At 60.8% G+C, this 25210-nt stretch carries 22 protein-coding genes and 2 tRNA genes; 18 read left to right on the forward strand and 6 right to left on the reverse strand.

The features are described 5' to 3' along the window. Positions 1-22: 22 nt before the first annotated feature. The 3 genes from EDC28_RS16725 to orn all read right to left on the reverse strand — a co-directional run bounded on the left by EDC28_RS16725 (position 23) and on the right by orn (position 1000). Positions 23-97: transfer RNA gene (locus EDC28_RS16725), tRNA-Gly, on the reverse strand. Between the two features lie 174 nt (positions 98-271). Beyond that, positions 272-346, reverse strand: a tRNA-Gly gene (locus tag EDC28_RS16730). A 105-nt stretch (positions 347-451) separates the two neighbouring features. Further along, positions 452-1000: an oligoribonuclease gene (orn, locus tag EDC28_RS16735; RefSeq protein ID WP_123422361.1), complete on the reverse strand. Its 549-nt coding sequence runs from the start codon at positions 998-1000 to the stop codon at positions 452-454. Positions 1001-1067: 67 nt separating this feature from the next. On the opposite strand from orn, the gene rsgA reads away from it, so the two are divergent. The 9 genes from rsgA (at position 1068) to EDC28_RS16780 (ending at position 13417) form a co-directional block, all read left to right on the forward strand. Next, positions 1068-2093: a small ribosomal subunit biogenesis GTPase RsgA gene (rsgA, locus tag EDC28_RS16740; RefSeq protein WP_050659873.1), complete on the forward strand. Its 1026-nt coding sequence runs from the start codon at positions 1068-1070 to the stop codon at positions 2091-2093. A 30-nt stretch (positions 2094-2123) separates the two neighbouring features. Continuing rightward, positions 2124-2972 carry an archaetidylserine decarboxylase gene (asd, locus tag EDC28_RS16745; RefSeq protein ID WP_123422362.1) on the forward strand — a complete coding sequence of 283 codons (849 nt, stop codon included), beginning with the start codon at positions 2124-2126 and terminating at the stop codon, positions 2970-2972. Further along, positions 2972-3832, forward strand: a complete 861-nt coding sequence (locus tag EDC28_RS16750; protein ID WP_050659875.1) for a DMT family transporter — start codon at positions 2972-2974, stop codon at positions 3830-3832. The genes asd and EDC28_RS16750 overlap by 1 nt, the downstream gene beginning before the upstream one ends. 74 nt (positions 3833-3906) lie before the next feature. Further along, a complete protein-coding gene (locus EDC28_RS16755; RefSeq protein WP_123422363.1) occupies positions 3907-7155 on the forward strand; it encodes a mechanosensitive ion channel domain-containing protein in 3249 nt (1082 codons plus the stop codon). Between the two features lie 13 nt (positions 7156-7168). Then, a complete protein-coding gene (locus tag EDC28_RS16760; RefSeq protein WP_050659877.1) occupies positions 7169-7873 on the forward strand; it encodes a glycerophosphodiester phosphodiesterase in 705 nt (234 codons plus the stop codon). Positions 7874-8003: 130 nt separating this feature from the next. Beyond that, complete coding sequence (locus EDC28_RS16765; RefSeq protein WP_050659878.1) at positions 8004-8252, forward strand: hypothetical protein; 249 nt, start codon at positions 8004-8006, stop codon at positions 8250-8252. Between the two features lie 60 nt (positions 8253-8312). Next, positions 8313-10592 (forward strand): TonB-dependent receptor, encoded by a 2280-nt coding sequence (locus EDC28_RS16770; RefSeq protein WP_123422364.1) that lies wholly within the window; start codon positions 8313-8315, stop codon positions 10590-10592. A 123-nt stretch (positions 10593-10715) separates the two neighbouring features. Next, the gene (locus tag EDC28_RS20055; RefSeq protein ID WP_148049872.1) at positions 10716-11006 is read left to right on the forward strand and encodes a hypothetical protein; all 291 of its coding nucleotides are present in this window, start codon (positions 10716-10718) and stop codon (positions 11004-11006) included. Between the two features lie 56 nt (positions 11007-11062). Then, positions 11063-13417: a TonB-dependent receptor gene (locus EDC28_RS16780; RefSeq protein WP_123422366.1), complete on the forward strand. Its 2355-nt coding sequence runs from the start codon at positions 11063-11065 to the stop codon at positions 13415-13417. A gap of 59 nt (positions 13418-13476) precedes the next feature. Here the strand turns inward: EDC28_RS16780 and EDC28_RS16785 are convergent, their stop codons facing one another. After that, entirely contained in the window at positions 13477-13851 is a 375-nt protein-coding gene (locus tag EDC28_RS16785) for a DUF805 domain-containing protein (protein WP_050659882.1), read from the reverse strand. A 188-nt stretch (positions 13852-14039) separates the two neighbouring features. On the opposite strand from EDC28_RS16785, the gene EDC28_RS16790 reads away from it, so the two are divergent. The 4 genes from EDC28_RS16790 to EDC28_RS16805 are packed head-to-tail and all read left to right on the forward strand — an operon-like array spanning position 14040 to position 17294. Further along, positions 14040-14810 carry a heme/hemin ABC transporter substrate-binding protein gene (locus EDC28_RS16790; RefSeq protein WP_050659883.1) on the forward strand — a complete coding sequence of 257 codons (771 nt, stop codon included), beginning with the start codon at positions 14040-14042 and terminating at the stop codon, positions 14808-14810. Continuing rightward, entirely contained in the window at positions 14797-15801 is a 1005-nt protein-coding gene (locus EDC28_RS16795) for a FecCD family ABC transporter permease (protein WP_123422367.1), read from the forward strand. Before EDC28_RS16790 ends, EDC28_RS16795 begins: the two co-directional genes overlap by 14 nt. Next, the gene (locus EDC28_RS16800; protein WP_123422368.1) at positions 15794-16570 is read left to right on the forward strand and encodes an ATP-binding cassette domain-containing protein; all 777 of its coding nucleotides are present in this window, start codon (positions 15794-15796) and stop codon (positions 16568-16570) included. Before EDC28_RS16795 ends, EDC28_RS16800 begins: the two co-directional genes overlap by 8 nt. Next, entirely contained in the window at positions 16563-17294 is a 732-nt protein-coding gene (locus EDC28_RS16805) for a HugZ family pyridoxamine 5'-phosphate oxidase (protein ID WP_123422369.1), read from the forward strand. Before EDC28_RS16800 ends, EDC28_RS16805 begins: the two co-directional genes overlap by 8 nt. A 39-nt stretch (positions 17295-17333) precedes the next feature. Here EDC28_RS16805 and efp read toward each other — a convergent pair whose 3' ends face one another. Continuing rightward, entirely contained in the window at positions 17334-17900 is a 567-nt protein-coding gene (gene efp, locus EDC28_RS16810; protein ID WP_050659887.1) for an elongation factor P, read from the reverse strand. A 35-nt stretch (positions 17901-17935) separates the two neighbouring features. Here efp and epmB point away from each other — a divergent pair, with 35 nt between their 5' ends. The 3 genes from epmB (at position 17936) to gntR (ending at position 20326) form a co-directional block, all read left to right on the forward strand. Continuing rightward, positions 17936-18955, forward strand: a complete 1020-nt coding sequence (gene epmB / locus EDC28_RS16815; protein WP_170164159.1) for an EF-P beta-lysylation protein EpmB — start codon at positions 17936-17938, stop codon at positions 18953-18955. Continuing rightward, positions 18952-19269 (forward strand): hypothetical protein, encoded by a 318-nt coding sequence (locus EDC28_RS16820; protein ID WP_050659889.1) that lies wholly within the window; start codon positions 18952-18954, stop codon positions 19267-19269. Before epmB ends, EDC28_RS16820 begins: the two co-directional genes overlap by 4 nt. A 61-nt stretch (positions 19270-19330) precedes the next feature. Beyond that, positions 19331-20326, forward strand: coding sequence for an HTH-type transcriptional regulator GntR (gene gntR / locus EDC28_RS16825; RefSeq protein ID WP_050659890.1), 996 nt, complete (start codon positions 19331-19333; stop codon positions 20324-20326). Positions 20327-20391: 65 nt separating this feature from the next. On the opposite strand, the gene EDC28_RS16830 is transcribed toward gntR, so the two are convergent. Further along, a complete protein-coding gene (locus tag EDC28_RS16830; protein ID WP_050659891.1) occupies positions 20392-22839 on the reverse strand; it encodes a TonB-dependent receptor in 2448 nt (815 codons plus the stop codon). A 390-nt stretch (positions 22840-23229) separates the two neighbouring features. Between EDC28_RS16830 and EDC28_RS16835 the strand changes: the two genes are divergently transcribed. Together EDC28_RS16835 and EDC28_RS16840 are read left to right on the forward strand one after the other, a co-directional pair. Next, a complete protein-coding gene (locus EDC28_RS16835) occupies positions 23230-23748 on the forward strand; it encodes a gluconokinase (protein WP_123422371.1) in 519 nt (172 codons plus the stop codon). Positions 23749-23778: 30 nt separating this feature from the next. Further along, positions 23779-25185 (forward strand): MFS transporter, encoded by a 1407-nt coding sequence (locus tag EDC28_RS16840; protein ID WP_123422372.1) that lies wholly within the window; start codon positions 23779-23781, stop codon positions 25183-25185. Positions 25186-25210 lie beyond the last annotated feature (25 nt).

Here is a 25210-nt window from a genome sequence, read left to right on the forward strand (position 1 = left end):
TTAACCAACTACGCCTTAAATTTGGAGCGGGAAACGAGACTTGAACTCGCGACCCCAACCTTGGCAAGGTTGTGCTCTACCACTGAGCTATTCCCGCATTGTGTGCGCTGCCTGAGCAACGACTTTTGGCTTTCGCCATGACCCTGGTCTAAGCCCGAATCATCTAAATTTGGAGCGGGAAACGAGACTTGGCTGGGCCGACATTCGGCTCGCGACCGTCGCGATTCTCACACCTCGTAGTCAATTAATTTAACCAACTACGCCTTAAATTTGGAGCGGGAAACGAGACTTGAACTCGCGACCCCAACCTTGGCAAGGTTGTGCTCTACCACTGAGCTATTCCCGCGCTTTGGCCTTACAGCCCGCCGTCGGTATTGTTCCCCGACAGCGGAGCGCATTGTACCTAAAAATTTCGTCTGCGCAACATCCCCAAATACTGTTTGGCGCCTTTTTAGGCAACCGGCAGTTTCAGGAAATGGTCACGGTAGTAACGCAGCTCCTCGATGGACTCGCGGATGTCATCCAGGGCCAGGTGGGTTTCTTTCTTCTTGATGCCGCCAAGCACTGCCGGCGCCCAGCGCCGGGCCAGCTCTTTAAGGGTACTGACATCAAGGTTGCGGTAGTGAAAGTAGGCCTCAAGCTCTGGCATGTATTTGACCAAAAAGCGCCGGTCCTGGCCGATGGAGTTGCCGCAAATCGGCGAGGCGCCCTTGTCGACCCACTTTTGCAAAAAGGCGATGGTTTGCGCCTCGGCGTCAGCTTCGGATAAGGCACTTGCCTTGACTCTGGCCACCAGGCCGTTGGCGGTGTGGGTACGGGTGCACCATTCGTCCATGGCGTTCAGCAGCGCATCGCTCTGATGCACCGCCAGCACCGGCCCTTCGGCCAGAATATTAAGGTCTTTGTCGGTGACGATGGTGGCGATCTCGATGATCCGCTCTTTTTCCGGATCCAGGCCGGTCATTTCCAGATCAATCCAAATCAGGTTGTCTTTGCTCATGGGTTTTCTTCTGAAGGGGCACCTCGGTGTATCATAGGGTTTTACGTCAGCAGCAGCCAGGAACAAAGTGGCCAAACGCAGCAAACTGACCCACGGCCAACAGCGCCGGGTTAAAGCCAATCATGCCAAACGTCTTAAGCAGCAGGACGAGGTCGCCATCGACGATGCCCTGCTGGGCAGCCCCGAAGAAGGCTTGGTGCTCTCGCGCTTTGGCCAGCACGCCGATGTGGAAGATGCTGAGGGCAAGGTGCACCGCCTGAACCTGAGGCGCACCGTCGGCTCGCTGGTCACTGGCGACAAAGTGGTGTGGCGCCGGGGCAACGAGGCCCTGGCCGGTATCAGCGGCGTGATTGAGGCGGTACACGAGCGCCATTCGGTGCTGACCCGCCCGGATTTCTACGACGGCATCAAGCCGGTGGCCGCCAATATCGACCAGATGTACATCGTCTCTTCGGTGCTGCCGGTGCTCTCTACCCACATCATCGACCGCTACCTGGTGGCCGGCGAGACCTTGGGGGTCGAGTCGGTGATCATCCTCAATAAAACCGACCTATTGGACGAGGCGGCCCGCCAGGACGCCGAGCAGCAATTAGCCCTGTACCGCGACATTGGCTACCAGGTGCTGCTGGTGTCGGTGAAAAAAGGCGAAGGCATGGCAGAGCTTGAGGCCACGCTGCAAGATGAAGTGAGTATCTTTGTCGGCCAGTCGGGGGTGGGTAAATCCTCTCTGGTGAACCGGCTGCTGCCGGACGCCGCAGCCCAAGTGGGGGACGTGTCACAGAACTCCGGCCTTGGCCAGCACACCACCACGGTGGCCAGACTCTTTCACTTCCCCACCGGCGGGGATTTGATTGATTCCCCCGGCATTCGCGAATTTGCGCTCTGGCACCTGGACGAAACTACCATCGCCCGCGGCTTTCGCGAGTTCCGGGCCTTTTTGGGCACCTGCAAGTTTCGCGACTGCAAACACAAGGCCGATCCGGGCTGCGCCCTCAATGCCGCCATTGCCCGTGGAGAACTGGCCCAAAGCCGCCTAGACAGTTACCATCGCATTGTTGACTCGCTGGCCGAGAGCCGGCCCAGTTTCGCCTGACAGCACCCTTTAATCGCCAAGGAATTCACGGTGTTAGACCAACTGAAAATCACCCTGCAGTATCTTATCCCCCAGCATGGCCTGTCCCGACTGACCGGGTTTCTGGCCAGCGCCAAGGCCGGGTTTGTCACCCGCGCCTTTATCCGCTTTTTTATCAACAAGTACAAAGTGGACATGAGCGAGGCCAAGCTGCAGGACCCGGCGGACTTTGCCACCTTCAACGATTTCTTCACCCGCGAGCTCAAACCCGGCCTGCGCCCTCTGGCTGACACCGACCTGGTGTTGCCGGTGGACGGCACCGTCAGCCAGTTAGGCCCGGTAACTGCCGGGCGCATTATCCAGGCCAAGGGCCACGACTACAGCGCACAAGCCCTGCTGGGCGTTCCCGCTCTTGCCGAGCCCTACCAGAACGGCAGCTTTGCCACCATTTACCTGGCGCCGCGCGACTATCACCGCATTCACATGCCCATTAAAGGCACCCTCACCGACATGGTGTACGTGCCTGGCGATCTGTTCTCGGTAAACCCTTTGACCGCCGAAAACGTGCCCGGCCTATTTGCCCGTAACGAGCGGGTGGTCACCCTGTGGGAAACCGAAGCTGGCCCCATGGCGCTGGTGCTGGTGGGCGCCACCATCGTTGCCAGCATCGAAACGGTGTGGGCCGGTACCGTGAGCCCGCCAACCGGCAAAGAGGTGCGCCACTGGGATTATCGCCACCTCAAGGCCATCACCTTGGATAAGGGCGAAGAAATGGGCCGCTTCAAGCTGGGCAGCACCGTAGTGCTGCTGTTTGGCGAGCAGGCCGTGGCCTTTGCCGAGGAGTTGGCCCCCGGCACCACTACCCGCCTGGGCGGAGCCTTCGCCAGCAAGTCCAACTGATGCCCTCTTCCCGAAGTCTTTGGGAACTGCATATCGCGGTGTTGCTGTTTGGCGGCACCGCGCTCTTTGCCAAACTCATTCCCCTTGGCGCCCTGGACATGACGGTGCTGCGCTGCGTCATTGCCGCCCTCACCCTGGCGCTGGTGGTCAAAGCCACCAAAGGCCGGTTGCGCCTTGGCAGTGGCCGCGAATACGCCACCGCCCTCGCCCTTGGGGTGGTGGTGAGCCTGCACTGGGTCACCTATTTTGCTTCCATGCAGGTCTCCACCGTGGCGGTGGGGATGATCGCCTTTTTCACCTACCCGGTGATGGCGGTGCTGCTCGAGCCGATGATAAAGCGCCAACTGCCCCATCCTCGCGATCTGTTGGCCGCCGCCATTGTGCTGGTGGGCATCGTGCTTATCGTGCCGGACACCAACCTCGATAACAGCACCACCCAAGGGGTGGCGCTGGGAGTGCTGTCGGCGCTGCTTTTTACCTTGAGAAACCTGCTGCACAAACACCGCTTCAGCCACCACTCCGGCCCCAAGGCCATGTTCTACCAGTGTCTGGTGGCGGCGGTGGTGTTGGCGCCCTTTCAAAGCAGCGCCGCGCTTTTAATGCCGCTGTGGGGTTGGGGGCTGTTGCTGGTGCTGGGCATTGGCTTTACCGCCACCCCTCACGCCCTGTTGGCCCAGGCCCTTGGCAACCTCAAAGTAAAAAGCGTGGCACTGATTTCCTGTCTGCAACCTATCTATGCCACGGTTTTAGCGGCCTTGGTGCTGCATGAAATCCCCGATTGGCGTACTCTCGTCGGCGGCGTGCTGGTGGTCAGCGCGGCCGTGTTCGAGACCCTGGCGGCCCGTTCCCAAAAGCCCTGAACCCCAGCCCCTGGCTGTGGCGGGCCAGGTTAAAAAGCCCTAGGATGAGAAAGACTTAAGTTCCGGGATCGGTTATGCCCCTATTGTTTCGTACCTGCCTTGCCCTGGCATTGCTGCTCAGTGTTGGCGCCCAAGCCAACAGCCCTTTTCAAAAGCTGCTCAAAGAGCAGATGCAAACCAAGGCCCAGGCCGCCAAGAAGGCTGCCGATCCCCAAAGCGAACAGCTGGCGTCTCTCTATGGCGAGGCGGCCCAGTTGCTGGGCCAGCGTGACGACCACCTCAAGGTAGCCAAGCAATATCAGGACGTTATCGACAACTTCCCCAAGCTGCTGCCCCAAAAAGAGGCCGAGCTTGCCCGTTACCAATCGCCTACCCTGCCCAATTACAAAAGCTGGAGCGAAACCCGCCTCGACCAGGAACTGCCCCAGGTTGTCAGCGACCAGCAGAGCCTGAACGACCAGTTGGACAAGGTGATCAGCGAGCAAAGCCGCATCTCCAGCCGCCTGGGCCAGGGCAGCACCCAGGCCGCCAACCTGCGTAACGAGCTAAACCAACAGCAGCAAGACCTGGACAATCTCTCCGGCACCGACGCCCTGAGCCAGGCCCATATGGCGGTGGCGCAAGCCAAGGTGGCCATGCTGCAAGCCTGGATCCGCCGTCTGGAGCTGGAAGATGCCTCCGCCAGCCAGCGGCTGCGCTTAAAGGAAGTGGACCAAGAGCTGCTGAGCCTGCAAATCGCCGACAAGGTGGCCCAGCAATCGGCGATGCAATCGGCCCTTAATGAAAAGCGCCAGGCACGTATTCAGGCTACCTTGGTCGAAAGCCTGGACCATGACTACCAAAACCCCTTTTTGGACCAACTGGCCCAGGAGAGCGTCGGCTACGCCGATGAGCTGACCGACCTTAACAATCAAATTGTCTCGGCGCTGTCCAAGCTTCGAGACGTCAAACAAAAGAACCTGGAATGGCGCGAGTATCAGTCGTCGGTGCAAAAGCAGATTGAATGGCTGAAAGTGAGCGCCGCCTTTGGCGAAACCCTGCGCATTCGCTATGACCAGCTGCCTCGGGACTTTCAGCACAAGCAGCTGATTAACGCCATCAACCAGGCCCGTATCGATAAATACGAGTACGACCAGAAGCTCAAGGGCCCGGTACCGGACGACGCCCTGGCCCAGCTCTCTGCCAAACAGGCCCAGCAAGCCAAAAAGCTCCTCGACACCCGCCGCCAATTGCTTAAAAAGCTCTCCGAGCGAACCTTTGAATACTTAAACCACCTGACTCAGTTGGAGATTGCCACCGGGGATCTCGAAAAGACCGTCGGCGAGCTCAAGACCCTTATCGAGGGGCATCTGTTTTGGATACCCAATGCCCGGCCCCTGAGCTGGGACTGGCTGACCTCTCTGGTGGATGACAGCTACCAGTTTGTGCGCCACAAGCTGGTGGAAGGCAACGAATTCAGGGTCAGCCACCATCCGCTGTTGGTGGCGCTGGTGCTGGGGTTGATGGTGCTGGCCATGGTGATCCGCTGGTTGGAGCTCAACCGCCTGCGTAAACGCCTGGCAGAGCTTGCTAAACCGGTGGGAAATGTCACCCGCGACACCATCCGCGCCACGGTCAAGGCCCTGGCGTTAACCCTTGGCTACGCTACGCCGCTGCCGCTGCTGTTCTTGGTGCTGGGCCTCATTGCCAAAGAAACCCAACCGGCCCTTGCCATGGCCTTGATGGCCGGCGCCGCCGGCAGCGCCATCTGGCTGACGGTGCGTAACCTCACCCACGACGAGGGCATACTGCAAAGCCATTTTCGCTGGCGCGCCGCCGGGGTAAAACGGCTTAGGCTGTTGGTGCGGCGCCTGGCGCTGATTGCCACGCCGCTGTTGATGGTGACGGTGTATTGCCAGTTGCAAAACGACGAGGCCATTCGCCAGGGCCTTGGCCGGCTCACCTTTATGGCGCTGGCCGGGGGCCTGGCGGTGTTCTACCAGCAGCTTTACAAGCACCGGGCGCTGTTGGTGTACAACCTGGAAAAAGGGGTCAGGCCCCGCAACTGGCATTACCTGCTGTGGTGGGTGGCCATCTTGCTGCCGGCGGTATCCCTGGTGCTGGCCATTACCGGTTACTACTACACCGCCCAGCAAATCCTCTGGCTGGAACAGCTTTCCCTGCTGATGCTGTGTGGCTTTGCCTTTGCCTATTACCTCTCCAAGCGCTGGCTGCTGATCGAGCGGCGCAAAATCGCTTTTGCCCAGGCCAAAATCAAACGGGCCGAGCTGCTAGCCCAGCGCAGCAAAGAGCAGCAGACCGAAGAGGCCGACCCCGGCCCCGAGGTGCCGTCGGAAGAATCCCTTATCGACGTGGACACCATCTCCAGCCAGTCCATCGCCTTGATGCGCACCCTCTTTAAACTGGCGGCGGTGATCGCCCTGGTGGCGCTGTGGTCGTCCATGTACGACTCCCTGAGCTACTTCGAGCACATCAACCTCTACAGCGTTACCACCACCATCGACGGTGAAGAACAAGACGTGCCGGTAACCCTGATGGCCCTTATCTGGGCACTGCTGGCGCTGACGCTGATGGTGATTGGCAGCCGCAACCTGCCCGGCCTTTTGGAGCTGGCAGTATTGCAGCGAATGCAGCTCAGCCCCGGCACCGGTTTTGCCATCACCACAGTGTCACGTTACCTGGTTATCGTGGTGGGTGTGGCGACCACCTTTGGCCTGTTGGGCATCGAGTGGTCCAAGGCGCAGTGGCTGGTAGCGGCCCTGACGGTAGGTTTGGGCTTTGGCTTGCAGGAGATCTTCGCCAACTTCGTGTCGGGCCTTATCATCCTGTTTGAAAAGCCCATTCGCATCGGCGATACGGTCACCATTCGTGACCTTTCCGGCACCGTAACCCGCATCAATACCCGCGCCACCACCATAGTGGATTGGGACCACAAAGAGATCATCGTGCCCAACAAGGCCTTTATCACCGAGCAGTTGGTGAACTGGTCGCTGTCGGACCCCACCACCCGGCTTATCATCCGTATCAGCGTCAACCACGGCTCCGATACGGACCTGGTGCAAGAGTTGATGCTGGAGGCTGCCAAACGATGCCCCATGGTATTGGACCAACCCGAACCCTCGGCCTACCTGCTGGGTATTGGGTTGTCGTCTCTGGATTTCGAGCTGCGCGCCTACGTGGGCGACACCGACCATCGCCTGCGTACCTGCCACGCGCTCTACAGCGACATTCACCGACAGCTCAAAGCTCGTGGCATTACCCTTGCCTGGCCCAAGGTGGACGTCAATATGCTGCAACCTCCTCTCGCCCCCAAGGGGCCTTAAGTAGCAACGCACTATGAAGATCTTCGCCCACAGAGGCGCCTCAGGTGAGGCGCCCGACAACACCCTGACCGCCTTCGAACTGGCCCTCGAGCAAGGCGCCGAAGCCATTGAACTGGACTTGCAGCGCTACCAGGACGAGATTTACATCCTCCACGACCGTTGGCTACACCACTGCACCAAGACCGGCCATGGCCTGCTGGAAAACCAGACGCCTCAAGACTTGGCGGCGGTGGATGCTGGCGATGGCAAACCCATCCCTACCCTGTGGCAGGTGCTGGAGCTGTGCGCCGGGCGCTGCCAGCTCAACCTGGAGCTAAAAGCCCACGATCTGCTGCCGGTGCTGGTGCCACTGCTGGAGCGAGCCGTTGACGAGCTTGGCTGGCAACCCGCGGATCTGCTTATCTCCTCTTTCCACCATCGCCAGTTGGCGGCTTTTCAGGCCCTCAAACCCGACTGGCCCATTGGCCTGCTGATAAGCCACATTCCTCTGGAACTGCCCAGCATGCTGGGGCCGCTTAAAGTGTTCTCGCTGCACTTGGATTGCAGCTTTATCGACAAGCACCTGGTGTATGAGGCCCAGGCCCTGGGGCTCAAGGTGTATGTGTACACGGTGGACGAGCCCGAAGATCTGCATCGCCTGCAGCAATTGGGGGTGGATGGCATCTTCAGCAACTACCCGGCCCGTAGCCGGGAATGGTTACTTAGCCATATAACCTGACGTTCTGAAACAATTGTTAACCATTGGGGCTGGACGGCCGGATGGCAACTGGGTAAGGTGTTCGCCTCTGTTAGGTAATAACATCCGCTTTATGACATTGCTTCGCCCACAACACCGCTCTCGGTTATGGATGCTACTGGCCCTCTGGCTGGTAGTTATTCAGGGCTATGCAATCATCCACGCCAGCAAGCACAGCCTGGTCCAAGACCAACAAAGCTGTCAGCTGTGTAATTTTGCCGAACACTCCGACCTCGGCCCCAGCTTCGCGCTGCCGGTCGTTACCGCCCTAATGGTCCCTGCCCCCGAGCAGGGCCTGGGCTATCAAAATCCCCAACCGCCCCGCTATCGCCGCATGCCGGTACGCGGGCCGCCGGCCTGACCTTAACAACAGCCCACATTTAAACCTTTTCAGACATTTGCTGTTTTTAAGGACAGAAAGATGAAGTTTGCTCCTTTATATCTGGCGCTGGCTGCGGCTGGCCTGGCTACCCCTGCTTTTGCCGCCGTCGTGACCGGCACCGTATCCGATGCCTCCGGCAGCCCCATCGTTGGCGCCGCCGTTTCCGTTGATGGCGCCGCCACCCAGGCCGTAACCGACAAAAACGGCAACTACAGCCTGAAAGTGGCCGACAACAGCCACCTGCACCTGCACGCCGGTGCCGATAACTTCGCCCACTCGGAAGTCGAGATAGACACCGCGACCGGCAGCCTCAGTAAGGATTTCGTGCTGGCACCGGTGAACGTTGAGAACATCGTGGTTACCGGCAGTCCCTTGGGCCGCACTGCCCTTGAAAGCACCACCCCGGTGTCGGTGCTGTCTGACGATGCGCTGCGTAAAGCCACTGCCCCGTCCTTGGGTGACACCCTGGAAAACCAGCCTGGCGTGCAAGCCTCCCACTTTGGCCCTGCCGCCAGCCGCCCCATTATTCGCGGCATGGACGGCCCTCGGGTGCAGGTACTGGAAAACGGCCTGGGGGTAGGTGACGCCTCAACCGTATCGGCCGATCATGCCGTTACCACCGAGGCCAGCACCGCCCGGCAAATCGAGATCCTCCGTGGCCCGGCCACCTTGCTGTACGGTAACGGCGCCATCGGCGGCGTGGTCAACGTGGTGGATTACCGCTACTCAGACCAACCCATTGACGGCATGACCGGCAGCGTCGGCGCCCGCTACAGCACGGTAGACGACGGCAAAACCGCCGTGGCCAACCTCAACACCGGTAACGGCAAATACTACTGGCACGTGGACGGTACCCACAGACGCGCCAGCGACGAAGACATCCCCGGCCAGGCCATCGAAGGGGTAGACAACCCCTCCGGCAAATTGGCCAACAGCCAACTGAGCCTGGACGACTTTGGCTTTGGTACCGGTTATACCGGCGATGACGGCTACATTGGCGTGTCCGGCAGCCGCACCGAGAACAAATACGGCATTCCGCCCTCTGAAGCGGGCAGCGACGAGCCGACGGTCAGCATCGACATGCGTAAAACCGCCTGGCAGCTGCACAGTGGCCTAAACGACCCGTTCAAAGGCTTTAAGAGCCTGAAGTTTGACGGCGGTTACACCCACTACACCCACGCCGAGCTGGAAAACGGTGACCCAGACACCGTCTTTACCAACAAGTACAGCGAAGGCCGCGTGACCCTGGCCAACGACCCCTGGGGTGAGTGGCAAGGGGTAGTGGGCCTGCACGCCACCCACCGCGATTACCGCATCGACGGCGAAGAGTCCCTGACCCCCAACACCAAAACCGACAGCGTTGCCGCCTTTATCGTGCAGGAGCGCAAGGTAGGGGATTTTCGTTACCAGTTGGGCGGCCGCCTGGAGAACTACCACCTCAAATCCGGCTCCATGGACCTAGAAAGTCTGGCCGGTGACCAGCAGTATTCCCCCAGCGACATCAAGGACAACGATCTGAGCCTGTCGGCCGGTACCGTTTGGGATTTCACCCCCGGCTACAACTTGAGCGTTTCTTTGAGCCGCGCCGAGCGTAGCGCCACCGCCGAAGAGCTCTACAGCTACGGCCCCCACGATGCAACCCGCACCTTTGAAGTGGGCTCGCTGTACGACATCAACGGCGGCAACGTTATCCCGGTTGGCAGCGACCCGAAACAGGAAACCGCCAACAACCTGGACCTGACCCTGCGTAAGTTCGACGGCGCCTGGTCCGGCACCTTGAGCGTGTTCTACAACAAGGTGGATAACTACTTCTATGAGCACAACACCGGCCTGGTCGCCTCCGACCTTGGCGACGTAGAAGACGGCGACCTGCCCGTTTATCAATTCAGCCAGGCCGACGCCACCCTGTACGGCTTTGAGGCGCAAGTGAACGTACCCATCGGCGATTACTGGTCTATCGACGCCATGAGCGACTACACCCGCGGCAAGCTCAAAGACGGTGGCAACCTGCCGCGCATCTCGCCGCTGCGTGTGGGTTCTACCTTGAACTTCGACTACCAGGACTGGCATGCCGATGTGGGCGCCACCGCCTACAGCAAGCAAGACAAAACCGCCGAGAACGAAACCGACACCGCCGGTTACACCCTGGTCAACGCCTCGGTGGGCTACCACGTCTACCAAAGCAGCGGCGACCTGTTTGTGTTCTTGCAAGGCAACAACCTGACCGACAAGGAAGCGCGGCCTGCCACCTCCTTCCTCAAGGACACCGTGCCCCTGCCGGGCCGCAACCTGACCCTGGGCGTGCGTTACAGCTTCTAAGCCCGACAAGCCGGCCTCTGGGCCGGCTTTCTTTTATCCTGACTTTGTTACTGTCTAACATATTTTACTTTACCCCTGGCCTTGGTGGCTTTAGGGTAGCGCCGTGCTGTTAACGGACCCGACATGACTTTCCTCAACCCCTTTCGTCATCGACCAACTTGGTTGCTGCTGGCCCTGTGGCTGGTGGTTGCCCAGTGCTGGGCCATCGCCCATGACGACACCGAGCATTTGGGGGATCAGCACCGTTGCAGCCTTTGCCACCATCATCATCAGCACCAGGACAAAGCCCTTCATAGCTCCACTACCCCACCGCCAGCCGAACCGGCGCGGCTGCCCCCCCATGTGCTGGTGGCCCAACTGCTGCGCCCGGCCCATGAACTGGTGCTTCGGGCCCGCGGCCCACCGCTTCTCTGACAGCCCCAAGACAACCTGACGCTTCATTTTGTTTGCTGTTTTAGAGGACCGGCAGTATGAAACTTGCCCCCCTTTGCCTGGCGCTCGGCGCCGCAGGCATGGCTGCCCCTGTGTGGGCCGCCCAAGTACAAGGCACCATCACCGACGAACAAGGTAACCCCATCGTCGGCGTCGAAATTCAAAGCGCCCAAAAGCGCATCTACACCGACCAGCAAGGCCGCTACCAACTGACAGTGGCCGACAACCAGCACCTGCATCTGCATTTTGGCGCCGGCGCCTTTGTGCACCAGGAGCGGGATCTGGACCTGACCACCGGCACGACCACCCTCGACTTGGTGCTGCGCGCCAGCAACATCGAGAACATCACCGTCACCGGTACCGCCCTTGGCCGTTCAGTGCTGGAAAGCGCCACCCCGGTCACGGTGCTGGCCGACGACAAACTGCTGCGCGCCACCGAGCCCACCCTGGGGGAAACCTTGGCCCGCGAGCCGGGGGTGCAATCGAGCTATTTCGGGCCTGTGGCCAGCCGCCCCATTATTCGCGGCATGGACGGCCCCCGGGTCAAGGTGCTGCAAAACGGCTTGTCGGTCGCTGACGCCTCCACCCTCTCGGCCGACCACAGCGTTACCGCCGAGGCTGGCACCGCCCGGCAAATCGAGATTTTGCGCGGCCCCGGCACCTTGCTGTACGGCAACGGCGCCATCGGCGGCGTGGTGAACGTGGTAGACGACCGCATCGCCCAGCACCCGGTAGAGGCGCTGTCGGGCAATGTGGATGCCCGCTACGGCACCGGCGCCGACGAGCGTACCCTCAGCACCAGCCTCAACGGCGGCAATGGCACTCTGGCCTTTCACCTCGATGGCAATCGCCGCCGCACCCATGACGTGGATATCCCAGGCTACGGCGAAAAGGCCCCAGACGAGCCCCAGCCTTATGGCAAGCTGGACAACTCCGATATCAAGCAAGACGACGCTACCGCCGGCCTTTCCTACACCGGCGAGGGCGGCTTTATCGGGGTGTCGGCCAACCGTTTGGAGTCCAACTACGGCATCGTCGGCCATGAACACGAGCATGAGCATGAGCATGAAGAAGAACATGAGCATGAAGAACACGAGGAAGAAGGTCATCCTGGGGTACGTATCGACCTGAAAAAGACCCACTATCAGTTGCTGGCGGGCCTTAACGACCCCCTGGCGGGCTTTAGCCGGCTGAGCTTTGCCGCCGCCTACACCGACTACCAGCATCAGGAGCTGGAAGAGGGCCTGGCCGCCACCACCTTTAAAAACAAGGCATCGGAAGCGCGCCTTAGCCTCTACCACAAGCCGCTGGCGGAATGGCAAGGGGTTATCGGCCTGCACGGCAGCCACCGGGATTTCTCCGCCACCGGCGAAGAAGCCATCACCCCCAGCTCCAAAACCGACTCCCTGGCCGCCTTTTTGGTAGAAGAGCGCCAGTTTGGCAACCTCAACCTGGAGCTGGGGGCGCGGGTCGAGCACTACCAGATCAAGGCCGACACCATCATCCTCGAAGGCCACGACGGCGATGAGCTGTTCAGCCCAGAGAAACAGTCTGACACCAACCTCAGCCTCTCGGCTGGCAGCGTCTGGGAATATCGCCCCGGCTACACCCTGGGCCTGGCCCTGACCCACGCCGAGCGCAGCGCCACCGCCGAAGAGCTTTACAGCTATGGCCCGCACCTGGCCACCGGCACCTTTGAAGTGGGCGCCCTCTATCACCTCCATGGCGACCACGCCCACCCCGAAGACGGTAGCTTGAGCCAGGAAAAGGCCAACAACCTGGATCTCACCTTGCGTAAATTCGAGGGTGACTGGTCCTGGTCGCTAAACCTCTTCTACAACGAGGTGGATAACTACTTCTACCAGCGCAACACCGGCACCCTGGTGGGCGAAGACGAAGAAGAAGGCGCCGAGGAAGAAGAGCACCATCACCACGGCGAAGGCCTGCCCATTTACCAATACAGCCAGGCCGATGCCCGCCTCTACGGCTTTGAAGCGGCGCTGAACATTCCCCTGGGTAGCGATTGGTCAGTCGATGCCTTTAGCGATTACACCCGCGGCAAGCTCAAGGACGGCGGCAACCTGCCGCGCATCTCGCCGCTGCGCCTGGGGCTGACCCTCAACTACGACTGGCAGGACTGGCACGGCGAGCTGGGGGCGGTGCGCTATGCCCGCCAGGACAAGGTGGCCGATTTTGAAAGCGAAAGCGCCGGTTACACCCTGGTGGATGCCAGCGTCAGCTACCGCTACTTCACCACCGCCGGCGATGTGTTGTTCTACCTAAAAGGCACCAACCTTACCGACCGCGAAGCCCGGCCCCACACCTCCTTTTTGAAGGACAAGGCGCCGCTGCCGGGGCGCAACCTGACCTTAGGGGTGCGCTACGCCTTCTAAGGCGGCGCCCAACCACAAAAAAGCCCGCCATTTGGCGGGCTTTTTTCGCATCGGCGCTATTAAGCGGCGATGGGGTTACCGGCAACACCTTTGGGGTTAGGGCCGTATTCATTGCTGCCAATCTGGCTATCGAGACACACAAACACCAGGAACACGATGCCACCGACGGCGGGGATCATCTGCACAAAGATCCACCAGCCGCTGCGGCCGGTATCGTGCAGACGGCGCACGGTCAGCGCCAGAGCAGGCACCAGGGTCGCCAGGGCGTAGATACCGATAAGGAAAGTCAGTGCCGGCACATTCAGCACGCTGATGACGATAGCCAAGGCGATATAAATCAGGATGTTAACCAAAAAGAACATCCAGTATTCCTGGCGGCGGGCGCGGCCAGAGAAGTTGGCGTATTGCTTGAGTACAGAAATGTAGTTTTCCATGGCGATTTCCTTATCAGAAATAGGAGGTTAGGAGCCGGTGTCCAGCCGGGCGCTTAAGTTAACTCTGATTAAACAAAAGTAAAAGCGGCAATATCTGTAATTGCGATGGGCAATTTCGCACAACTGGACAACCAAGCCTTAAATGATAATAATTCGTGTTAATGAGAATTACTATCTAAAGGTATTTGATGCGCGTCCTGCTCTGGCTGATATGGCTGCCCTTCGCGGCACTGGCAACCCCGAAAGTGATCACCACCGGTGCCAGTGTCACCCAGATAGTCGAAGCCCTTGGCGGCGAGCAGTGGATAGTCGGAACCGACTCCACCAGCCAGGGCCACTACCCCAAGCTCGGTTATTTTCGCCAACTGGGCGCTGAAGGAGTGCTGAGCCTCAAGCCCGACGAGCTGTGGGCCGCCCCCGGCACCGGCCCGGCAGCAGTGCTGGAGCAGCTGGCCGCCAGCGGCGTTAAGGTGCGAGAGCTCCCTCCGGCCCCCGGTATCGACGGCCTTTACAGCCACATTGCACTGCTGGGCCAATGGTTGGACAAACCCCAGGCGGCAGCGGCGCTGGTGAGCCGCATCAAAGACGGCCTCAACCACCTTGAGCCCTTGGCGGCCAAGCCCCGAGTGCTGTTTTTGCTAAGCGCCTCGGACCGGGGCCTGATAGCGGCCGGCACCCAAACCTGGCCCGACACCCTGATGGCGCTGGCCGGTTTTGACAATGTGGCGGCCAGCCAGCAAGGCTACAAACCCTTTTCCAGGGAGATGCTGCTGTCCGGTATCGACCTTATCCTGGTGCCCGAGCACGTGAGTGCCACGCCCCAGGCCCTTTGCCAGCAGCCGCCACTGAACCTGCTGGGCCAGCGCTGCAAGGTCCGGGCCCTGCCCGCCACCTTGGTGATGTCCCAGGGGCCAGAGGTTCTCACTGCCGTGAAGGCCCTTCGCCATGCACTGGATTAAATCCCACCCGCGCGGGCTTTGGCTGCTGGCGGCCCTGGCCCTTTGCTGGCTGAGTCTCTCGACTGGCCCGGCCGGCTCAGACCCCTGGCTGCTGTGGCAATACCTGGCGGATAAGCACCAGGGCAGCCTCAGCCCGGCGGCCCTTGCCCTTGAACAAATCCGCCTGCCACGGCTATTGCTGGCGATGCTAGTGGGCGCAGCGCTGGCTGGCAGCGGCGCCGTGCTGCAAGGGCTTTGCCGCAACCCGCTGGCCGACCCTGGGCTGATGGGCCTTTCCTCCGGCGCCGCCCTGGCCGCCCTTGGCTCCATCGTCTTTGGCATCCATTGGGGGCTGCCGCCGCTGTGGCGCCTGCCGCTGGCCGCTTTTGTCGGCGCCCTGGTTACCGGCTTTATCGTGATCCGCTTTGGCTACCGGCAAAACCGCTTGTCCATTACCCACCTTATTCTCGCCGGGGTCGGTATCAATGCCCTGGCTGGCGCCCTGATGGGGCTGCTTAGTCACATTGCCGACGAGTCCAGCCTGAAACTGATGACCTACTGGACTCTGGGCAGCGTTGCCGGTGCCAGTTGGCCGCAACTGGCTCTCGCCGCGCCATTGCTGGTGCTGACCCTGGCGCGGCTGTGGCCCTGGCGGCTGGGGCTAACCTTGTGGCTGCTGGGTGAACGGGACGCCCAAACCCTCGGTGTGGACGTCAAAAAGATGCAACAACGGCTGCTGGTGCTGGTCTCTGTACTGGTGGCCATCGCCACCGCCTTTACCGGCGTCATCGGTTTTGTCGGGCTGGTGGTGCCGCACCTTTGCCGCATGCTGTTTGGCGGTGACTATCGCCAATTGCTGCCGGCAAGCCTTTGGGGCGGGGCGCTGCTGATGGTGCTGTCGGACTGGCTGGCACGCACCCTGGTGTCCCCCCAGGAGCTGCCGGTGGGCATCATCACCGCGCTGATGGGAACGCCGGTGTTTTTGTATCTGCTGCGCAGGCACCATGCTTGAGGTAAGCGGGCTCAGCCTGACCCTGGCCGGGGGTAAAACGCTGCTGAGCAATATCGCCTTTGCCGCCGAGCCCGGCGAGTTGATTGCGGTGCTGGGAGAAAACGGCGCCGGTAAATCCACCCTCTTGCACCAGGTGGCCGACGCCCGGCAAAACGCCATCAGCCTTGACGAGCGGCCGCTACCGCACTGGCAACCCTTGATGCTGGCCCGCCGCCGCGCCTTTTTGGGCCAGCAACCGGCCAGCCCCGGCGCCATGACCGGCCGCCAACTGGTGACCCTCGGCCGCGCCCCTTTTGAAGAATCGGCGCAAGCAAGCGCTGCTGCCTGCCACCATTGGCTGTCGCACTGCCGCTGCCAGGGCCTTGCCGAGCGCCCCTTGGCCGAGCTTTCCGGTGGCCAACTGGCCCGGCTGCATCTGGCCCGGGTACTTTGCCAGCTGCACGGCGTGTCGCGGCCGGTGCTGCTGCTTGACGAGCCCACCGCCGCCCTTGACCTTGCCGCCCAGCACCAGCTGCTGGCCGAAGTCAAAGCCCTTTGCCAGCAAGGCGCCCTGGTGCTGTGGGTAGTGCACGACCTCAACCTCGCCTGCCAATATGCCAGCCGCCTGCTGCTGTTAAAAGCCGGTAAGTTGCTGGCCGACCTGCCGCCAACAGAGCTGACCCCAGCCCTTGCCAGCCGCCTTTATAATCATCCGATGCAAAGCATCCCCCTTCCCGGCCTTGCCGCCCCTTTGTGGCAAGCCAAGACAGGAGTACCCCTCGATGCGTAACAGTGCCGTACATCAAGCCCGCCAGCTGCTTTTGACCATTCAGTCCGGGGTGCTGGCCACCCACTCCAAGGCCCTGCCGGGCTACCCCTTCGGCTCGGTCACGCCCTTTGTGCTGGACCGCGACGGCAGCCTGCTGCTGTTTATCTCTGACATCGCCCAGCACAGCCGCAACCTCACCATGGACCCAAAGTGTTCGATCACCGTCTTTGAGCAGACCGTCGAGACCGACCAAAACACCCAGGGCCGGGTAACGGTGCTGGGGGACGCGCAGAAGCTGGCCGAAGGAGAAGACGAAGCGGCCTTTGCCCGCTACGCCAGCCAGTTCCCTGAATCTTTGGGCTATCGCCAGGCCCACGATTTCGCGGTGTGGCGCCTGCTGCCCAAGCGCATCCGCTTTATCGGGGGCTTTGGCAAGATTTTCTGGCTGGAACTTGGCGAATGGCAAGGTGCCACCGGCGATTGGGACCAAGAGGCCGAAGCGGGCATGATTGGCCACATGCACCGCGACCACCTCGATGCCATCAGCGCCATGGGCCAGCATTTCTTTGGCAAAGACGGCGGCGGCGAGCTGCTGGCCATCCACCCCGAGGGTTGCCTGCTGCGCCTGAGCGGTGAGGAGCGCGCCAGGTTGCTGGCCTTTGCCGAACCGGCCATGGACGCCATGGCGGTGCGCAAGGCGCTGGTGGCCCTTACCCAGCAAAGCAGGAGCGCCATCGAGGCATAAAAAAAGCCGGCATCAGCCGGCTTTTTCTTTTTTGGTCAATTACTTGACGCGAGAGACGTACTCGCCAGAGCGGGTATCAACCTTAACCACTTCGCCAATCTGTACGAACAGCGGCACTTTGACTACGGCGCCGGTGGTGAGGGTGGCAGGCTTGCCGCCGGTACCGGCGGTGTCACCTTTGAGGCCTGGGTCGGTCTCGGTGATTTCCAGCTCAACGAAGTTGGGCGGGGTCACGGCGATAGGGGCGCCGTTCCACAGGGTCAGGGTGCAGACGTTCTGCTCAACCAGCCACTTGGCGCTGTCGCCCACGGCTTTGGCGTCGGCGGCCAGCTGCTCGAAGGTCTCGTTGTTCATGAAGTGGTAGAACTCGCCGTCGTTGTAGAGGTAGGCCAGTTCCATGTCCATGACATCGGCGCCTTCAACGGTTTCACCGGATTTGAAGGTCTTTTCCAGAGTCTTGCCGGAGATCAGCTTCTTGATGCGTACGCGGTTAAAGGCTTGGCCTTTACCGGGTTTGACCAGCTCGTTATCGATGATGTTGCAGGGCTCACCGTCCTGCATGATTTTGAGACCGGCCTTGAATTCGTTGGTACTATAGGACGCCATTTTTGCCTCTTGTACAATCTGTTGTCGCGAACATAATGCCGCAAATAATAACCGCAAAAGCCCCAATGTGGGAGCTTTGCTGGCGTGATGAGCTCAAAGCCGCCATTTCCGACCCTAAAGTGCTGCTCGAAGCCCTCGGTTTGCCCCTGCAAAACCGTGAGCACGACCTGGCTGCCCGGCGCCTTTTTGCGCTGCGGGTGCCCCGGCCCTTCCTGGCCTTGATGGAAAAAGGCAACGCCCAAGATCCCCTGCTCAGACAGGTGATGACAGACCAGGCTGAGTTTACCGACGCCCAGGGGTTTTCTACCGATCCCTTAGGCGAGCAGGACGCCGCTGTGCCGGGCCTGCTGCACAAATACCAAAGCCGGGTACTGTTTATCTTAAAAGGCGGCTGCGCCGTCAATTGCCGCTATTGTTTTCGCCGCCACTTTCCCTACCAGGACAACCCCGGCAACAAGGCCAGTTGGCAGCAAGCCCTGGACTACATCGCTTCGCGCCCCGAAATCGAAGAGGTGATCCTCTCCGGCGGCGATCCGCTGATGGCCAAAGACGACGAGCTGGCCTGGCTGATTGAGCGGCTCAACGGCATCAAGCACCTGAAACTACTGCGTATTCACAGCCGGCTGCCGGTAGTGATCCCCAGTCGTATCGACCAGTCCTTCCTCGATACCCTGGCCCAAAGCGCGCTGCCAGTGACCCTGGTGCTGCACATCAACCACGGCAACGAGATTGGCGAAGACCTGGTAAAAGCCTGCGCAGCTCTTCGCGCCGCCAATGTCACGCTGCTTAACCAAAGCGTGCTGCTGGCCGGCATCAACGACGCCGCCGAGGTGCTGGTGGCGCTGTCGCACCGGCTTTTTGCCGCCGGCATCTTGCCCTATTACCTGCATGTGCTGGACAAGGTGCAGGGCGCCGCCCATTTTCTGGTGGACGACGAGCGCGCCCGCGCTATCATGCGCCAGCTCAACGCCCGCCTTTCCGGTTACCTAGTGCCACGCCTGGCCCGGGAAGAAGCCGGCAAGCCCGGCAAAACCCTGATGGATTTAAAGCTATGAACGACACCCAACGCCAAGCCCTGCTCGGCCACCTGAAAAACAGCCTCAAGGCCGCCTATCAGCAGGCCCTGGATGCCGACGCCAAACTGGCGGCCCTGGCCAGTGAAAACCTGGCCCAGTTCGAGTCGGTGCTAAAGCCCGGCACCGGCTTTACCGTCGAAGCAGTGCGTTTTAAGCCTTATGTTGAAGAGCTGGGCCAGGATCTGCTGGCCCTGGAGCAAAGCACGGATTTTGGCAGCGACTTGGAAAAGGTCACCCGCAAGCTGCAGCTGCTTTTAAAAACCCTCTCTCGATTCAAAAACTTAGAGCTGTAAACTCCCCTATCTTCGGGCCTGCTGTGGTATATCTAAGGCAGGCCCTCAATCACCAGCAGACATGAGCAGAAAACCCAACCTCAAGGACGTGGCCAAGGTTGCCGGGGTCAGCGCCATTACGGTATCCCGGGCGCTGTCCGACCCGGACAAGGTGTCAGAAAAACTGCGTGCCAAAGTGGAGATGGCGGTCAGGCAGACCGGCTATATCCGCAACCAGGCCGCCAGTGCCCTGGCCTCCTCACGCTCCGGGGTGATTGGGGTGATCATCCCGTCCTTATCCAACATCGTGTTCAACGAGGTGCTGGCCGGCATCTACGAGATGGCCCAGCCGAGCAAGTTGCAGGTGCTGCTGGGGGATTGCCACTACTCGCCTTTGGAAGAAGAAAAGCTGCTGGCCACCTTGCTCAGCCAGTCTCCCGAAGGGCTTATCCTCACCGGCACCGACCAAACCGACCATGCCCGGCGTTTGCTGCAAAATGCCGAGATCCCCATAGTGCAGATCATGGAGCTGACCGACAGCCCCATCGACATGAACGTGGGGTTCTCCCACTTCCAGGCCGGTTTTGACATGACCCGCTACCTGCTGGCCAAGGGCTACCGGCGCGTCGCCTTTTTAGGGGCCCGCATGGACCCGCGCACCCAGCAGCGCCTGGCCGGCTTTTCCCAGGCCATGGCCGATGCCGGCCTTGAGCCGCTGGTACAAAGCACGCCTCAGGCGTCGTCTATCAAACTGGGGGGGCAATTGCTGCGCTCGGCGCTGTCGGGCAACCAGGGCCAGCTCGATGCAGTGTTCTGCTGCAACGACGATTTAGCCCTTGGCGCCCTCTTTGAGGCGCGGCGCATGAACATCAATGTGCCAGGGCAGCTCGCCATCTGCGGCTTTAACGACCTGGAAGCCTCGGCCCTGGTAGAGCCTGCCATCACCTCCGTGGCCGTCTCCCGTTTCGAGATGGGCAAAACGGCGGTGCAGATGCTGCTCAAACCCGAGCAGTATCGCCATCAGGGCGGCGGCATCATCGACCTTGGCTTTAACATCGTTGGCCGCGCCTCGGCCTGACCCTTTCTTCGCCCCAAAAAAAAGTGCGCCGAAGCGCACTGTTAACAAGCCTGCTGGGGGCAGCCTTAGAATCGCACCTTGAGTTTGGCGCCAAATTGACGGGGGTTTTGCCACATGAAATTGGGCACATCGTCGTTGAAGTTGCGGCCCTGATCGCTCTTGATCTTCTTGTCGGTCAGGTTGTCTATGTAGAACTCCAGGTTCCAGTTACCCGAGGCCGGCTCGTAAATGACGCTGGTGTCCCACTTGGCGTAGGCGTCCTGGCGGTCGATGTCGGCAAAGTAGGGTTCGTTCTTGAAGCCTTCGGGGCGGTCGCCACGGTTGGCCGGATCAAACCAGATCTCGGAGCTGTAGGTCAGGCGCACTCTGGGGCGCAGCGAGGCGCCGTTTTTCAGGTAAAAGTAGTGTTGATATTCCAAGGTGGCGGCAAAGTCCGGGGCGTTGACCAGGTGGTTGCCGCTGAAATCCAGCAGGTTGGGGAGGTTGGGGTTGCCGGCGGAGGGGTTAAAGGCAGTGCCGTCGGCCCCGTACTTGGAATCGGTGGTTTTAAAGTCGTCGTAGGTGGCGTCCAGCACCGAGATTGAGCCGGTGAACTTGCCGTTTTCACCTACCAGCCATTTGCTCTCCACTTCCATACCGTTGATGGTGGCCTTACCGGCGTTGGTTTTACGCAGCAAGTCGGCGCCGGTGGGGCTGGTGACGTTGGAGGTGACCTGCAAATCCTTGTAGCGGGTGGAGAACAGGGTCACGAACAGCTGCATGCGGCTGTCGAGGAAATCCCCCTTCATGCCCAGCTCATAGCTGGTGTTGGTCTCCGGGGCCACGTAGGCGGCGGTCTGGTTGTGCTCGTCGTTGTTGGCCTTGATGATGGCGTCCAGATCGCTCTGGGTAAAAGGCCCGGTGCCGTTGTAATGGCCGCCGTCCTGCAAGGTGCCGGATTTAAAGCCGGTGGCCACCGAGGCGTAGAACATCACGTCGCTGGAAAAATCCCACTCGATACGGCCAAGGCCGGTGGTTTTGTCCCATTTGGGGCTGGCGTCGTTGTAGGTGTCGACCCAGCACTGGCCCGGCGCGGTGGTGTTTTTGTTGGGCGCCAGGCCCCCCAGCAGGCCGCCGTCGTCATAAGGCGCGGTGTTGGGCTCCAGGGGCGCGGTGGTGCGCACTTCTTGCGGGCACATGATGTTGCGGCCGCCGCGATCCCAGCGTTTGTCCTCGGTGTAGCGGGCGCCAAGGGTGACCCGCCAGTCGTCGGTCAGCGAGTAGGTGCCCTGGGCGTAGAGGCTGTTGGACTCCAGGCCGCGGTCCGGCTGGCGATAGGTGCCGTAGAGGTTGGGGTTGTTGCCGGTGCCGCCGTCCCAGTCGTTGTCGGGGTGGACGATATCGAAGATAACGTCGTTGTTTTCCTTGAAGTAGAAGTAGCCCACCGTCCATTGCAGCCGTGAGTCGTCGGCGTTTTGCAGTTGCAGCTCGTGCTGCACCGCCTTGTGGCCGCAATCGACGCAGCCGCCCCACTCAAAATTGCCGGGGCGCCAGCTTCTGTCCCAGGTGGAGACCCGAGACGACTTGGTGTAGCCGCCGATATAAGAGGCGGTAATGCCGCCATCGAAGTGGTAGTCGAGGCGGGTGCGGTAGCTGTCGACGTTGTAGTCGTTGTAACCGGGCACTTGAATGTAGGCGCTGGGGTGGGAGCCGCCCTGGCGGGTGGGAATTTGGCCGCTGCCCTGATCGATGAAGTTCTCGTAAGAGAGGAACCAGCTCAGCTTGTCGCTGGGCACATAAAGGGAACTCAAGCGCACCGCTTTCATGTCGGTGGAGCCGTATTTGTCGCCGATAACCGAGCCCGGAGTGGGGTTGACGTTGCCATCGGCGGTGTCGGTGGCCACCGCCACCCGCACCGCCCAGTCGTCGGCCAGGGGCATGTTGACCATGCCACGGGTGGTGCGCTTGTTGTAGTTGCCAATGCCCAGTTCCAGATAGGCATCAAAGCCGTCCAGACGCGGCTTGGCGGTATGCAGGTTCACCACGCCGCCGGTGGCGTTGCGGCCAAAGAGGGTGCCTTGGGGACCGCGCAAAATCTCGGCGCTCTCCAAATCGAACATCAGGGTAGAGGCACCCTGGGAGCGGGCCGAGTAGACACCGTCAACGTGAAAGGCCACCGCCGGGTCGCCGCTTTCGGTTTGGTCGGACGAACCAATACCGCGGATATAGACCATGGGCGTGTTCTGAGAACCGTTCTGGGAGATGTGCAGGCTGGGCACCATGCCTTGCAGATCAGACAGTTGCTGGACGTGGTTGTCGTCCAGGGCGTCCTGGCTGAACGCCGACACCGCCACCGGCGTGGAGCGCAGGCTGGTCACCCGCCGGGTGGCGGTCACTTCGATGGTTTCAATTTCCTGGCTGGCGGCTTTGGCCTTGGGCTGCTCGTCTGCGGCCATGGCCGGGGTCAACCCCTGTAAGGCGGCCATGACGCTGGCGGCCAGAAAACCCAACTTCTTCGCGTTGATGCTGTTCACTCGCCTTTCCTTCATTGTTATTCGCTTCGCTGCTGCTGATACCCGGCCCACGGCCGGTACGTTCCGCCGCTTCGCTCCCCTGGCGTTTGATTGCAAATGTTAGCGCAATCATAAGCTGACGTTGACGTAAGACTCTAGTTACCAGCCGTTAGCGATGTCAAGGAAAAGTAACAAAGGTTTTTCAATCAAGGCAGCAGTATGCAAAGGGTAACGTGCCCGAAATAACAGGCGTGGCGCCCATAACAACAGGCCCCAGCGCATGACTGGGCGACATCAGGGATGACAGCGCACCGGCAACATGACCATTGCGTCAACGTTAATGATTGCGCAATCACAAATGACGATGCTAGGCTGTCAAACAGTTCGACAAGCCGGAGTCAGCGACAGGCAATGGAGCAACAACAAAAACGGGATCTGGTGGTGATGGGGGTGGCCGGCAGCGGCAAAACTACCCTGGCCCAATACCTTAGCCAGGCGCTGGGATACCACTATCTGGAAGGGGACGATTTTCACAGCCCCGAAGGCAAGGCGCTGATGGCCAGCGGCCAGCCCTTGAGCAGCAGCCTGCGCGAGCGCTGGGTAGAAACCTTATGCCAGCAGCTTGGCCAGCATCGGCTTGCCGGCCAGCCGGTGGTGCTGAGCTATTCGGGCCTTATCGCCCGCCACCGCCAGCAGATCCGCCAAGCCGGCAACCGGCCGCTCTTTATTTACCTTTGTGGCGACCGCGCCCTGCTGCTGCGCCGCCTTGAGCAGCGCCAGGGCCACTTCATGCCGCCGTCGCAGCTCGACAATCAGCTCAGCACCATGGAGCCGCCCTCCGGCGAGGCCGATGTGCTGACCCTGGCCCTCGATTGCCCGCCAGCCGAGGTGCTGACGCAGGTGCTTGCTCAGCTGCGCCAGGGGCAATAGGGTAGCCGGGACAACCAACAGGAAAACACCATGGCAGATAACAATGCAGCACGCCCCATGGGTTTTGGCGAAAAGGTAGGTTATGGCCTGGGGGACATGGGCTTTAACTTTTACTGGGCCAACATCTCCGCCTTTTTGATGATCTTCTACACCGACGTGTTTGGCATTACCGCCGCTGCCGCCGGCACCATGATGCTCGTCACCAAGATAGTGGACGCCTTTACCGACCCGGTAATGGGCGCCATTGCCGATCGCACCCAAAGCCGGTTCGGTAAATTCCGGCCTTATCTGTTGTGGCTGGCGTTGCCCATGGCCGGCGCCGGGGTACTGACCTACAGCACCCCCGACCTTGGCGACACCGGCAAGCTGGTGTGGGCCTACGGCACCTATACCCTGATGATGCTGGTCTACACCATCATCAACATCCCCTACTCGGCGCTGTCCGGGGTGATGACCGCCAATAGCCAAGACCGCACCACCCTGATTAGCTTTCGCTTTATCGGCGGCTTCTCCGGCGGCATTTTGGTGACTTATCTGACCCCCAAACTGGTGGCCTGGCTGGGGGCCGGTGACTCCAAACTCGGCTGGCAATTGACCATGGCGGTGTTTGGCATTGCCGCCGCGTGCCTGTTTCTGGTGACCTTCGCCAGCACCCGCGAGCGCATCCAGCCCATTCGCCGTGAGGCCAATTCGGTGCTTGGGGATCTTAACGATCTCAAGGGCAACAAGCCCTGGCTGGTGCTGTTTAGCCTGGCGCTGATCATCATGATCACCATCACCATGCGCGCCAGCACCCTGGTCTACTACCTCAAGTACTACGTGGGCCAGCCCGAGCTGACCGGCGAGTTTTTATCGAGCTACATGCTGGCCCTGGCCCTGGGCGCCGCTGCCACGCCGCTGCTGACCCGGCTGATGGACAAGAAAAAGCTGATGATGCTGCTGATGAGCCTGGCCGGGGCGCTGTCCATCGCGTTTTTCTTCCTGCCCAAGGACGCAGTGGGCTGGATGTTTGCCCTCAATATCGCCATCGGCCTGACCCTGGGGCCCAAATCGCCCCTGGCCTTTTCCATGTACGCCGACACCGCCGATTACAACGAGTGGCGCACCGGCCGCCGCGCCACCGCCATGACCTTCTCCGCCGCCACCTTCTCGCAAAAACTGGGCGGCGCCATGGCCTCGGCCTTGATTGGCTGGGTGCTGGCGTCCATCGGTTATGTGGCCAACAGCGCCCAAAGCGGCGCCGCCCAGCTCGGCATCGTGCTGCTGATGTCGGTGATCCCCGGGGCCTTTGCCCTGCTGGCGGCCTTGGTGATGCGCTTTTATCCCCTGGATAACCAAACCCTGGCCAAGGTGCACCGCGAGTTGGCCCAGCGCCAGCGCGAGCCTCAAGGCCACCCGGACCAAACTGCCAAGGCGCTACGCACCGCCTCGGCCTGAATGATTAAGCGCCGCTGCGGCGGCC

Source organism: Gallaecimonas pentaromativorans, assembly GCF_003751625.1.
Classification (GTDB): domain Bacteria; phylum Pseudomonadota; class Gammaproteobacteria; order Enterobacterales; family Gallaecimonadaceae; genus Gallaecimonas; species Gallaecimonas pentaromativorans.

Bases quoted from the DNA above. Each gene is read 5' to 3' on its own strand.
- EDC28_RS16790 (WP_050659883.1), top strand. From the start codon at position 14,040: ATGCGCGTCCTGCTCTGGCTGATATGGCTGCCCTTCGCGGCACTGGCA.
- efp (WP_050659887.1), bottom strand. From the start codon at position 17,900: ATGGCGTCCTATAGTACCAACGAATTCAAGGCCGGTCTCAAAATCATG.
- EDC28_RS16785 (WP_050659882.1), bottom strand. From the start codon at position 13,851: ATGGAAAACTACATTTCTGTACTCAAGCAATACGCCAACTTCTCTGGC.
- EDC28_RS16780 (WP_123422366.1), top strand. From the start codon at position 11,063: ATGAAACTTGCCCCCCTTTGCCTGGCGCTCGGCGCCGCAGGCATGGCT.
- EDC28_RS16800 (WP_123422368.1), top strand. From the start codon at position 15,794: ATGCTTGAGGTAAGCGGGCTCAGCCTGACCCTGGCCGGGGGTAAAACG.
- EDC28_RS16765 (WP_050659878.1), top strand. From the start codon at position 8,004: ATGCTACTGGCCCTCTGGCTGGTAGTTATTCAGGGCTATGCAATCATC.
- EDC28_RS16820 (WP_050659889.1), top strand. From the start codon at position 18,952: ATGAACGACACCCAACGCCAAGCCCTGCTCGGCCACCTGAAAAACAGC.
- EDC28_RS16840 (WP_123422372.1), top strand. From the start codon at position 23,779: ATGGCAGATAACAATGCAGCACGCCCCATGGGTTTTGGCGAAAAGGTA.
- EDC28_RS16760 (WP_050659877.1), top strand. From the start codon at position 7,169: ATGAAGATCTTCGCCCACAGAGGCGCCTCAGGTGAGGCGCCCGACAAC.
- epmB (WP_170164159.1), top strand. From the start codon at position 17,936: ATGCCGCAAATAATAACCGCAAAAGCCCCAATGTGGGAGCTTTGCTGG.
- gntR (WP_050659890.1), top strand. From the start codon at position 19,331: ATGAGCAGAAAACCCAACCTCAAGGACGTGGCCAAGGTTGCCGGGGTC.
- EDC28_RS16770 (WP_123422364.1), top strand. From the start codon at position 8,313: ATGAAGTTTGCTCCTTTATATCTGGCGCTGGCTGCGGCTGGCCTGGCT.
- orn (WP_123422361.1), bottom strand. From the start codon at position 1,000: ATGAGCAAAGACAACCTGATTTGGATTGATCTGGAAATGACCGGCCTG.
- EDC28_RS16835 (WP_123422371.1), top strand. From the start codon at position 23,230: ATGGAGCAACAACAAAAACGGGATCTGGTGGTGATGGGGGTGGCCGGC.
- EDC28_RS20055 (WP_148049872.1), top strand. From the start codon at position 10,716: ATGACTTTCCTCAACCCCTTTCGTCATCGACCAACTTGGTTGCTGCTG.
- EDC28_RS16795 (WP_123422367.1), top strand. From the start codon at position 14,797: ATGCACTGGATTAAATCCCACCCGCGCGGGCTTTGGCTGCTGGCGGCC.
- EDC28_RS16750 (WP_050659875.1), top strand. From the start codon at position 2,972: ATGCCCTCTTCCCGAAGTCTTTGGGAACTGCATATCGCGGTGTTGCTG.
- EDC28_RS16805 (WP_123422369.1), top strand. From the start codon at position 16,563: ATGCGTAACAGTGCCGTACATCAAGCCCGCCAGCTGCTTTTGACCATT.
- EDC28_RS16755 (WP_123422363.1), top strand. From the start codon at position 3,907: ATGCCCCTATTGTTTCGTACCTGCCTTGCCCTGGCATTGCTGCTCAGT.